We start from the raw sequence: 10,804 nt of genomic DNA on the forward strand, positions 1-10,804 counted from the left end.
GGCCGATCAACCGACCGCCTCGACGCTCTCACCGGGCGGGCGTCCGCTCACCCGTTCGGACTCAAGGGCGGTCTGCAGGATCACCACCGCGGCGGCCTGGTCGACCACCGAGCGGCCCTTCTTCGCCTTGACCCCCGAGGCACGCAGCCCATGGGTCGCGGTGACGGTCGACATCCGCTCGTCCACCAGCCGTACCGGCACCGGGTAGAGCCGGTTGGCCAGCCGGGCGGCGTACGCGCGAACCTTCTCCGCCGCCGGGCCCTCCTTGCCGCTGAGCGAGCGCGGCAGCCCGACGACCACCTCGATCGCGTCGTACTCCTCGACGATCGCGGCGATCCGGGCCTGCGACTTCACCCCGGCCGGGACGGTCTCCACGGGCGTGGCGAGCACCCCGTCGGGGTCGCAGGACGCGACCCCGATCCGGGCGTCGCCGACGTCGACGGCGATCCGCCGCCCACGCCGGAAGGGCCTCGGCTCCTGCTCGGTCATCAGGAGGCGCGCTCCGCGACCAGGCCGCGCACCGCGGCGATGGCCTCGCCGACCGCGGCCGGGTTGGAGCCGCCGCCCTGGGCGACGTCGTCCTTGCCGCCACCGCCGCCGCCGAGGGTCTTGGCGGCGGTCCGGACCAGCTCGCCGGCCTTGATGCCGCGGCCGCGGGCGTCCTCGTTGGTGGCGATCACGGTCAGCGGGCGGCCGCCCGCCACGGTGAACGCGGCGACCACGGCCGGGCGCGAGCCCAGTCGGCCGCGCACGTCCAGGACCAGCTTGCGCAGCTCGTCCGCACCGACACCGTCGGCGACCTGGGCGGCGACCACGGCGATGCCGTGCACGTCCTCGGCCGAGTCGACCAGGCCCGCCGCGGCGGCCAGCACCTTCTCGGCGCGGAAGCGCTCGATCTCCTTCTCGGCGTCCTTGAGCTTGGCGAGCATGCCCGAGATCTTCTCCGGCAGCTCCTCCGGGCGGCCCTTGACCAGCTCGGTGAGCTGGGAGACCACGGTGTGCTCACGGGCCAGGAACTTGTACGCGTCGACGCCGACCAGCGCCTCCACGCGGCGCACGCCGGAGCCGATCGAGGACTCGCCGAGCAGCTTCACCAGGCCCAGCTGGGCGGTGTTGCCGACGTGCGTGCCACCGCACAGTTCCTTGGAGAAGTCGCCGATCGTCACGACCCGGACCTCGTCGCCGTACTTCTCGCCGAACATCGCGATGGCGCCGGCCTTGCGGGCCTGGTCCATCGTCATGACCTCGGCGGTGACGTCGAGCTCACGGCCCAGCACGTCGTTGATCTTCTGCTCGACGTCCACCAGCACGCTGCCCGGAACGGCGGCGGGCGAGCCGAAGTCGAACCGGAAGCGGCCCGGGGCGTTCTCGGAGCCGGCCTGGGCGGCCGTCGGGCCGAGCGCGTCGCGCAGCGCCTGGTGGGTCAGGTGGGTGGCCGAGTGGGCGCGGGCGATCGCCCGGCGGCGGTCGGTGTCGATGGTGGCGTACGCCGAGGCGCCGAGGACGACCTCGCCGAACAGCACGCCGCCCGAGTGCACGATGACGCCCGGGACGGGCTGCTGCACGTCGCGGATCTCCACCACCGCGCCGGACTCCAGCCGGATCCGGCCGTGGTCGGCGAGCTGGCCGCCGCCCTCGGCGTAGAAGGGGGTGCGGTCGAGGATGATCTCGACCTCGTCGCCCTCGGTGGCGGCCGGCGAGGGAACGCCGTCGACCAGCAGGCCGACCACGGTGGCCTCGCCCTCGGTCAGGGTGTAGCCGGTGAAGACGCTGGCGCCGGACTTGTCGGCGACGTCGCGGTACGCGGCGACGTCGGCGTGGCCCATCTTCTTGGCCTTGGCATCCGCCTTGGCGCGGTCCCGCTGCTCCTGCATCAGGCGGCGGAAGCCGGCCTCGTCCACCTGGAGGCCCTGCTCCTCGGCCATCTCCAGGGTGAGGTCGATCGGGAAGCCGTAGGTGTCGTGCAGCTTGAACGCCTGCTCGCCGGAGAGCACCACGCCGCCGGACTGCTTGGTCTCGGTGACCGCGACGTCCAGCAGGTTGGTGCCCGCCTTCAGGGTCTGCAGGAAGGCCGACTCCTCGCCGATGACGACCGTCTCGATGCGCTTGCGGTCGGTCTCCAGCTCGGGGTACTGCGGCGCCATCGCCTTGATCGCGACGTCGATGAGCTCCTTGGCCACCGGCTCGGTGGCGCCCAGCAGGCGCATGTTGCGGATGGCGCGGCGCAGGATGCGGCGCAGCACGTAGCCGCGGCCCTCGTTGCCGGGGGTGACGCCGTCGCCGACCAGCATCAGCGCGGTGCGGATGTGGTCGGTGACCACGCGCAGCGACACGTCCGACTTGTGGTCGGCGCCGTAGGTGTGGCCGGTCAGCTCGGCGGCGCGGTCGAGGATCATCCGGCTGGTGTCGATCTCGAAGAGGTTGTCGACGCCCTGCAGGATGGCGGCGAGGCGCTCCAGGCCGAGGCCGGTGTCGATGTTCTTGCTCGGCAGGTCGCCGAGGATCTCGAACCCGTCCTTGCCGTCGCCGTGGCCGCGCTCGTACTGCATGAAGACCAGGTTCCAGATCTCCAGGTAGCGCTCGCCGTTGACGGCCGGGCCGCCCTCCTCGCCGTACGCGGGGCCGCGGTCGTAGTTGATCTCCGAGCACGGGCCGCACGGGCCGGGGACGCCCATCGACCAGAAGTTGTCCTTCATGCCGAGGCGCTGGATCCGCTCGGCGGGCACGCCGATGACGTCACGCCAGATCTGCTCGGCCTCGTCGTCGTCCTTGTAGACGGTGATCCAGAGCTTCTCCGGCTCCAGGCCGTAGCCGCCGTCCGCGACGGGAGTGGTGAGCAGCTCCCACGCGAACTTGATGGCACCTTCCTTGAAGTAGTCGCCGAAGGAGAAGTTGCCGCACATCTGGAAGAAGGAGCCGTGCCGGGTGGTCTTCCCGACCTCCTCGATGTCCAGGGTGCGCACGCACTTCTGGACGCTGGTGGCGCGCGAGAACTGCGGCTTGACCTCGCCCAGGAAGTAGGGCTTGAACGGCACCATGCCGGCGTTGACGAGCAGCAGCGTGGGGTCGTCGGCGACCAGGGACGCCGACGGAACGACGGTGTGGCCGCGCTCCTCGAAGAAGCGCAGCCAGCGGCGGCGGATCTCAGCCGACTCCATTAGTGGTCCTTCCGGTTCGTTCCGCCCCGCGGCAGGGCTCGGCGGGGCGTCTCTTCAATGGTCTGTGGGGTGGTTCGAGCACTGCGAGCGGGAGGCAGGGCGGCGGCCGGGCGACCGGGCGCCGCCGAGATAGCTCGGTACTGCGGCTCGCCGCGCAGTACCCGGCGGGTGCTGCGGGGCTCGACGACGGCGGTGCCGTGCAGCCCGAGGTCGTCCTTCAGCTGCTCCTCGCGCTCGGCCATGCCGGCCCGCACGTCCTGGGCGAACTGCTTGGCGAGGTCGCCCAGGTGCAGCGCACCGCGCGCGGCGGTGCCGGAGAGGCTGTCCGGGGTGAGCCGGTGGACGGCCGCGTTGGCCTTCTTCATGGCCCAGACGGTGGCGCCGGCGCCGACCGCCATCCAGAAGATGCGTGCCATGTCGTCAGCCCCTCACCGCGCGCCGGACCCTGGAGAGCAAACCGTTCCTCGGCGCGGTCGCGGCGCGCACCTCGGCCCTGATCAGCCGGGCGAGTTCCTCGCGGTCACCGGCCTGGGTCGGCACGGTCGACAGACCGCCCTGCTGCTTGGCGACGGCCTTGCGGACGCCGTAGCTGAAGGCCGCGACCTTCACCAGCGGTCCGCCCAGTGTGGCGGCGACGGTGGAGGACAGCGCGTTGGCGTTGGCGGCGGCGTCCTGCACGTTGGCGGTGATCTCGTCCACCCGCTCCAGCTGCTCGTTGGCACTGCGCACCGCGGCGCCCGCCTCGGTCAGCAACGGCACGGCCTGTTCGGTGACGGCGGAGACCAGGACGGCGGCCTCCTTCAGCACCCGCGAGAGGCGGACCAGCACCACGGCGAGCAGGGTGACCAGGACCGCCCAGAACACGGCGACGAGCAATCCGGCCAGCTCTCCCACGGACACTTCTGCGCGCTCCCTCGCCTTGCTGTTCTCCAAACCGAACCCTATCGCGCCCACACCCGGTTTCCGGACCGGGCTGTCGCCGGTGGCCTCGCCCGGGTGTGCGAACCGCGCGCGTAACCTACCGGCCGGTCACCTCGTTCTGCCAGGCAGGCCGTCGCCCGTACGGCCCGACGCACATCCGGACCGCGACGGTCCGGACCCGGAACAACGGGGAGCAGCGCTTGGCCGGCGACTGGACAGCACAGCCCGCGGCGTGGCCGCGCGAGCCGGAGCCCGGCCGGCTGCCGGCCGAGGTGACCGGCTTCGTCGGGCGACAGCGGGAACTGGCCGAGCTGGCGGGCCTGCTGGCCGGCGCCCGGCTGGTGACCGTGACCGGGCCCGGCGGGGTGGGCAAGAGCCGGCTCGCGCTGCGCGCCGCGGCCCGGGCGGCTGGCGCCTTCCCGGACGGCACCTGGCTGGTGGACGTGGCCCCGGTGCAGGACCCGCTGCTGCTCGGCCACGCCGTGCTGGAGGCGCTGCGACTGACCGACGGCACCGCCCGCCCGCCGCTGGACGTGCTGGGCGAGCGGCTGGCCGGGCGCCGCCTGCTGCTGGTGCTGGACGGCTGCGAGCACCTGGTGGAGGCCTGCGCCGAGCTGACCGACGCGCTGCTGCGCGCGCTGCCCGGGCTACGGGTGCTGGCCACCAGCCGCTCCGCCCTGCGGGCCTCGGGCGAGCACGTGCTGACCTTGGCCCCGCTGCCGGTCGACCCGCTGCCGAACAGACCGACGGGCGCGCTGCCGGACGCGGTGCGGCTGTTCGCCGACCGGGCCCGGGCGGTGCTGCCCTCCTTCGAGGTGACCGCGGCCAACGCGGAGGCCGTCGGCCAGCTCTGCCGCCGGCTGGACGGCATCCCGCTGGCCGTGGAGCTGGCCGCCGGGCGGCTGCGGGCGCTGTCGGTGGAGCAGATCACCGCCCGGTTGGACGACCGGTTCCGGCTGCTCACCGGGGGCAGCCGCACGGCGCTGCCCAGACACCAGACCATGCGCACCACGATCGGCTGGAGCCACGAGCTCTGCGCGGTGCAGGAACGTTTACTCTGGGCCCGCCTGTCGATCTTCGCCGGCAGCTTCGACCTGGAGGCCGCCGAGTACGTCTGCGCCGGCGACGGCATCGAGCCCGAGGACGTGCTCGACCTGCTCGACGAACTCATCGCCAAGTCCGTCGTCCTGCGTGAGGACAGCACCTTCGGCGTCCGCTTCCGCCTGCTGGACACCCTGCGCGAGTACGGCGGCCACTGGCTGCGCGCCGCCGGCGAGGAGCAGAGGCTGCTGCGCCGCCACCGGGACTGGTACCTGGGCGTCGCCACCTGGGGCGAGGTCGAGTGGTTCGGCCCCCGGCAGGCCGAGACCGCCGAACGCACCGGGCTCGCCCACACCAACCTGCGGGCCGCGCTGGAGTTCTGCCTCGCCGAGCCCGGCGAGGAGCAGATCGCCCTGCTGCTGGCCGGCACCCTGTGGTTCTACTGGGTCGGCTGCGGCCACCTCGGCGAGGGCCGGCACTGGCTGGACCGGGCGCTCACCCTGGGCCGCGAACCCACCGAGGCCCGCGCCAAGGCCCTCTGGGTGACCGGTTACATGGCCACCCTGCAGGGCGACCTCGGCGCCGCCCGCCCGGCGCTGGAGGAGTGCCGCCGCCAGGCCCTGGACACCGGCGACGACCGGGCCCTCGCCTACGCCGTCCACCGCCAGGGCTGCGCCGCCCTGATCGGCGACGACCCGGAGCGCGCCGCCGAGCTGTTCGAGGAGGCGCTCTGGCACTACCGGACCATCGGCGAGCTCAACAGCAACGTCGTGATGGGCATGATCGAGCTGGGCCTCGCCTACCTGTTCCAGGGCGACCGGGACAGCGGCGCGCTCTGGTTCGGCCAGGCCCGGCAGGTGTGCGAGGAGCACGGCGAGCAGTGGGCGTATGCCTACGTGCTGTACGCGACGGCGTACTCGCACTACCTGGACGGCGCGGTAGAGCCGGCCCGCACCATGGCCCGGGAGTGCGTGCGGCTGAACCACCTCTTCCACGACCTGCTCGGCATCGTGCTGGGGATCGACCTGCTGGCGCTGCTGGAGACCGAGCCGGCCGGCCCGGGCGAGCCCGCCGACCTGTGCGAGGCCCGGGTGCTGCAGGGCTCCGCGCACCGGATCTGGCGGACGGTCGGCAACCCCTTCCTGGGCTCGCGCTCCTTCTTCGGCACCCACCAGGAGTGCGCCGAGCGGGCCCGGGCCGGGCTGACCGAGCAGGAGTACGAGGAGTGCTACCGGGCCGGCACCCGGCTGGACCTGGACGCCGCCGTCTCCCGGGCGCTCGGCGACGGGGGCTCGGCGGACGGCCCGGAGCCGGGCCCCCGCCCCTGCTCGGCGCCGCCCGCGCCGGCACCCTCGCCGGTGCGGAATAGTTGAAACTTGTCCATTGCTGGAGGAGGCAAGGAACCGCCCGGAAGGAACACCATGGCCGTCCACGACGAGTACCGGCTCGCGAACTTCTACTTCGAGTCCAAGGCGTACGCCGATGCCGCCCGCGCGCTCGAAGGCGTGCTGACCGAGGAGCCGGCCAACCTCTCCGTCCGGCTGCTGCTGGCCCGCAGCTACTACCACTCCGCCCAGCTCGGCCGCGCCGAGGCCGAACTGCGCCGGATCCTCGACCTCGACCCGGCCGAGGACTACGCCCGGCTGATGCTCGGCCGCACCCTGGAGCGCCAGGGCCGCGCCGAGGAGGCCCGCCCGCACCTGCGGCTGGCCGCCGCGATGACCGGCGAGAGCATCTGACCGCACCAAGCAGCGAGCCCCCGCCGCCTCGAAAGGCGACGGGGGCTCGCTGTGGTTTCGCGAACTGCGGAACCGAGCGCGGGTCAGCGCGAGTAGTACTCGACGACCAGCTGCTCGTCACAGATCACCGGGACCTCCTTGCGCTGCGGCGCACGGTCCAGGCGGAAGGCCAGGGCCTTCAGGTTGACCTCGAGGTACTTCGGGGTCTGGCCCTCACCCGCGTAGCCACCCTCACGGGCGACCTGGAAGGGGACCTTCTCCTTGCTGCGCTCGCGGACGGTGACCACGTAGCCCGGCTTCATCTGGAACGACGGCTTGTTGACCTTGCCACCGTTGACCTCGATGTGGCCGTGGACGACCATCTGGCGGGCCTGGTAGATGGTGCGGGCGATGCCCGAACGCAGGACCAGGGAGTCCAGACGGGTCTCCAGGTCGGCGACGAGCGCCTCACCGGTCTTGCCCTCGGCCTTCTTGGCGCGGTCGAACGCGCGCGCCATCTGCTTCTCGCTCAGGTCGTACTGGGCGCGCAGACGCTGCTTCTCGAGCAGACGGACCTTGTAGTCCGAGTTCTGCTTGCGGCCACGGCCGTGCTGGCCGGGCGGGTACGGGCGGGCCTCGAAGTACTTGACGGACTTCGGGGTCAGCGGCACGCCGAGCGCACGCGCGATCTTGACCTTGGGACGCTTCTGGTTCGCCATGAACCAAACCTTCCTTGCTTGCGAATACGGCTTTCACCAGGTGTTGACGGAGGTCGCATGTCGCGACCCGGAGAAAACCCCGACGCGTGCGCGAAGGGATCAGCCGCTCTCCGGAGCCGGGCACGAAAGTGCTGGTCACACGAAGGGCCCGGAAGCCGGGCCGTCCGCGACACCGAAAACGGTGCGCGACGCTCCTGGTGCGGGCCTCCTGACGGAGGCCTACGGCCGATGCCCCGCTGGTGCGGCCGGTCGGTGGGGTCTCCCCCGCCGCCGTCCCGGGACACGGCACTCCGACGAAGTATACCGGCGGCTCAGTCGCCCTTTTCCCCGGGCTGCTGATCCGCCTTCTTCTCAGCCTTGTCCGCCTTGTCGACCTGCTCCACCTTCTCCGCCTTCTTCTCCACTCTGCGCTCCCCCCGCAGCCGCCCGCGCGTCCACTCCACGGTGTCCGCGTACCGGACCTCGCCGCCGCGCCGGTTCGGCCGGTAGTACTCCCTGCCGTGCACCGCGTCCGGCGCGTACTGCTGGGCCGCGATGCCCTCCGGCAGGTCGTGCGGGTACTGGTAGCCCTTGCCGTGGCCGAGCTTGCCCGCACCGCCGTAGTGGGCGTCCCGCAGGTGCGGCGGCACCGCGCCCGCCAGACCCTGCCGGACGTCCGCCAGCGCCGCGTCGATCGCCAGGTAGGCCGAGTTGGACTTCGGCGCCAGCGCCAGCGCGATCGCCGCCTGGGACAGGATGATCCGGGCCTCCGGGAAGCCGATCAGCGCCACCGCCTGGGCCGCCGCCACCGCCGTCTGCAGCGCCGTCGGGTCCGCCAGGCCGACGTCCTCGCTGGCCGAGATCATCAGCCGCCGGGCGATGAACCGCGGGTCCTCCCCCGCCTCGATCATCCGGGCCAGGTAGTGCAGGGTGGCGTCCACGTCGCTGCCGCGGATCGACTTGATCAACGCGCTGGCCACGTCGTAGTGCTGGTCGCCGTCCTTGTCGTAGCGCACCGCCGCCTGGTTGACGGCGGTCTCGGTGGTAGCCAGTGTGATGCTCGCCTCGCCCTTCTCCAGCGCCGCCCCGGCCGCCGCCTCCAGCGTGGTGAGCGCCCGCCGGGCGTCCCCACCGGCCAGCCGCACCAGGTGGTCCTCGGCCTCCGCGGTCAGCTCCAGGGCGCCCTCCAGGCCGCGCTCGTCGGCCACCGCGCGGCGCAGCAGCGCCCGGACGTCCTCGTCGGTCAGCGACTCCAGGGTGAGCAGCAGCGAGCGGGACAGCAGCGGGGAGATCACCGAGAAGTACGGGTTCTCGGTGGTCGCCGCGATCAGGGTGACCCAGCGGTTCTCCACGGCCGGCAGCAGCGAGTCCTGCTGGGCCTTGGAGAAGCGGTGGATCTCGTCCAGGAAGAGCACCGTCTCCCGGCCGGACATGCCGACCGCCCGCCGGGCGCCGTCGATCACCGCCCGGACCTCCTTGACCCCGGCGGTGATCGCGGACAGCTCGACGAAGCGGCCCTCCACGGCCTGGCTGATCACATGGGCAAGGGTGGTCTTGCCGGTGCCGGGCGGCCCCCAGAGGATCACCGAGCTGGTGGCCGCCGGCCCGCGCGAGTTCGCGACCAGCCGCCGCAGCGGGGAGCCGGGCTTCAGCAGCTGCCGCTGGCCGGCCACCTCGTCCAGGGTGCGCGGGCGCATGCGTACGGCCAGGGGCGCCCGCCCGGGTTCCTTGCTCTGGCGTTCCTCGGCGGCGGCGGTGAAGAGGTCCGGTTCGTCCACACCGGAAGCCTAGTTGAGGCCGCCGACACCGGAGCCTGACTCCTGGTTCCTTGCCGGGTCCCGACAGAACCCCGGAGACGGGCCCGGTATCCCCGCGGGGTACGGCGGTCCGGCAGGACCACCTCGAACTCCTCCACCGACCGCGCGGTGGCGCCCAGCGCGCCCACCGCCGCCGCCCGGAAGCCCCGCCTACTCCAGTCCGGCAGCGTGATCCGGAACGTACTTCTGCAGATCGCGCGGGGGCCGCTGATAGCCGCGCGGGGCCGGGCGGGGCGGCAGCTCGATCATGGGCGGGGTGATCTCGTGGTACGGCACGGTGGAGAGCAGATGGGCGATCATGTTGATCCGGGCCCGGCGCTTGTCGTCGCTCTCCACCACGTGCCACGGCGAGTCCGGGGTGTCGGTGTGCAGGAACATCTCGTCCTTGGCCCGCGAGTAGTCCTCCCAGTGCTTGATGGACTCGACGTCCATCGGGGAGAGCTTCCAGCGCTTCATCGGGTCCTCCAGCCGGTCCCGGAACCGCCGCTCCTGCTCGATGTCGCTCACCGAGAACCAGTACTTGCGCAGCAGGATGCCCGCCTCGATCAGCATCCGCTCGAAGGTCGGGCACTGGTGCAGGAACTGCCGGTACTCCTCGTCGGTGCAGAAGCCCATCACCCGCTCGACCCCGGCCCGGTTGTACCAGCTGCGGTCGAACAGCACGATCTCCCCGGCCGCCGGCAGCTGTTCGACGTACCGCTGGAAGTACCACTGGGTCTTCTGCCGCTCGGTCGGGACGGGAAGCGCCACGATCCTGGCGATGCGCGGGTTCAGGTACTCCGTCACCCGCTTGATCGCGCCGCCTTTGCCGGCCGCGTCCCGCCCCTCGAAGACGACCACCACGCGGGCCCCCTCGACCCGCACCCACTCCTGGAGCTTCACCAACTCCTGCTGCAGCCGCAACAGCTCCTGCTCGTACGGCTTCCTCGCCAGTGGCTCCGGCTTCGCGGTCCGCTGCTCGGTGGTCACCCTCGGGTCCTCCGTCCGACTGCTGCCGATGACCCTTCACCGTAGGCGCGAAACGGTGACCTCGCAGGTCGGCGCGGAACGAAAAGGGCGGTCAGGCCCCGACGAAGGGCTCCGGATAGCGACAGAGCCCGCGCGGCCCGCCGTCGTACGCCGCCAGCGGCAGCACCTGGAGGTACGCGTCCGGCACCTCGAACGGGCCGGTGACCTCGTGCCGCCCGGCCGGGGTGAAGCCGAACCGGCCGTAGTAGTCGGGATCGCCGAGGACGACCACCAGCTTCTCCCCCGCCCCCTCGGCCGCCGACAGCGCGGCCCGGACGACGAGTTCGCCGACGCCCCTGCGCTGCCACTCGGGCGCGACCGCGACCGGCGCGAGCGCCAGCGCGTCACCGCCGCCGACGCCGCCACCGCCGTCGCCGACCCGCAGCCGGGTCAGCAGGGCGTGTCCGATCACCAGCCCGGACTCGTCCACGGCGACCACCGAC

10 protein-coding genes are annotated in these 10,804 nt (G+C 72.4%); 2 read left to right on the top strand and 8 right to left on the bottom strand.

All coding sequences use genetic code 11. The features are described from left to right. Positions 1 to 6 precede the first annotated feature (6 nt). From ruvX to ACFQ87_RS30530, 4 genes are read right to left on the bottom strand one after another with little or no spacing between them, the layout of a single operon-like run. Complete coding sequence (gene ruvX, locus ACFQ87_RS30515; RefSeq protein WP_380614083.1) at positions 7 to 489, bottom strand: Holliday junction resolvase RuvX; 483 nt, start codon at positions 487 to 489, stop codon at positions 7 to 9. Beyond that, the gene (gene alaS / locus ACFQ87_RS30520) at positions 489 to 3,158 is read right to left on the bottom strand and encodes an alanine--tRNA ligase (protein ID WP_380614084.1); all 2,670 of its coding nucleotides are present in this window, start codon (positions 3,156 to 3,158) and stop codon (positions 489 to 491) included. Before alaS ends, ruvX begins: the two co-directional genes overlap by 1 nt. Then, entirely contained in the window at positions 3,158 to 3,574 is a 417-nt protein-coding gene (locus tag ACFQ87_RS30525) for a DUF6167 family protein (RefSeq protein ID WP_380614085.1), read from the bottom strand. The genes alaS and ACFQ87_RS30525 overlap by 1 nt, the downstream gene beginning before the upstream one ends. Positions 3,575 to 3,578: 4 nt before the next feature. Then, on the bottom strand, positions 3,579 to 4,058 hold the full coding sequence (locus ACFQ87_RS30530; protein ID WP_380614086.1) for a DUF948 domain-containing protein: 480 nt from the start codon (positions 4,056 to 4,058) through the stop codon (positions 3,579 to 3,581). Positions 4,059 to 4,279: 221 nt separating this feature from the next. Between ACFQ87_RS30530 and ACFQ87_RS30535 the strand changes: the two genes are divergently transcribed. Beyond that, positions 4,280 to 6,493: an ATP-binding protein gene (locus tag ACFQ87_RS30535; protein ID WP_380614087.1), complete on the top strand. Its 2,214-nt coding sequence runs from the start codon at positions 4,280 to 4,282 to the stop codon at positions 6,491 to 6,493. Between the two features lie 48 nt (positions 6,494 to 6,541). Beyond that, positions 6,542 to 6,859 carry a tetratricopeptide repeat protein gene (locus tag ACFQ87_RS30540; protein ID WP_380614088.1) on the top strand — a complete coding sequence of 106 codons (318 nt, stop codon included), beginning with the start codon at positions 6,542 to 6,544 and terminating at the stop codon, positions 6,857 to 6,859. A gap of 83 nt (positions 6,860 to 6,942) precedes the next feature. On the opposite strand, the gene rpsD is transcribed toward ACFQ87_RS30540, so the two are convergent. The 4 genes from rpsD to ACFQ87_RS30560 form a co-directional block, all read right to left on the bottom strand. Continuing rightward, on the bottom strand, positions 6,943 to 7,557 hold the full coding sequence (gene rpsD / locus ACFQ87_RS30545; protein WP_030056230.1) for a 30S ribosomal protein S4: 615 nt from the start codon (positions 7,555 to 7,557) through the stop codon (positions 6,943 to 6,945). Between the two features lie 311 nt (positions 7,558 to 7,868). Further along, a complete protein-coding gene (locus ACFQ87_RS30550) occupies positions 7,869 to 9,314 on the bottom strand; it encodes a replication-associated recombination protein A (protein ID WP_380614089.1) in 1,446 nt (481 codons plus the stop codon). Between the two features lie 189 nt (positions 9,315 to 9,503). Beyond that, positions 9,504 to 10,322: a polyphosphate kinase 2 gene (ppk2, locus tag ACFQ87_RS30555; protein WP_380614090.1), complete on the bottom strand. Its 819-nt coding sequence runs from the start codon at positions 10,320 to 10,322 to the stop codon at positions 9,504 to 9,506. A 91-nt stretch (positions 10,323 to 10,413) separates the two neighbouring features. Beyond that, positions 10,414 to 10,804 (bottom strand): GNAT family N-acetyltransferase (locus ACFQ87_RS30560; protein ID WP_380614091.1); only part of this gene is annotated, 391 nt, incomplete at its 5' end.

It is taken from the genome of Kitasatospora sp. NPDC056531, assembly GCF_042794375.1.
Classification (GTDB): domain Bacteria; phylum Actinomycetota; class Actinomycetes; order Streptomycetales; family Streptomycetaceae; genus Kitasatospora.

Bases quoted from the DNA above. Each gene is read 5' to 3' on its own strand.
- ruvX (WP_380614083.1), bottom strand. From the start codon at position 489: ATGACCGAGCAGGAGCCGAGGCCCTTCCGGCGTGGGCGGCGGATCGCC.
- alaS (WP_380614084.1), bottom strand. From the start codon at position 3,158: ATGGAGTCGGCTGAGATCCGCCGCCGCTGGCTGCGCTTCTTCGAGGAG.
- ACFQ87_RS30525 (WP_380614085.1), bottom strand. From the start codon at position 3,574: ATGGCACGCATCTTCTGGATGGCGGTCGGCGCCGGCGCCACCGTCTGG.
- ACFQ87_RS30540 (WP_380614088.1), top strand. From the start codon at position 6,542: ATGGCCGTCCACGACGAGTACCGGCTCGCGAACTTCTACTTCGAGTCC.
- rpsD (WP_030056230.1), bottom strand. From the start codon at position 7,557: ATGGCGAACCAGAAGCGTCCCAAGGTCAAGATCGCGCGTGCGCTCGGC.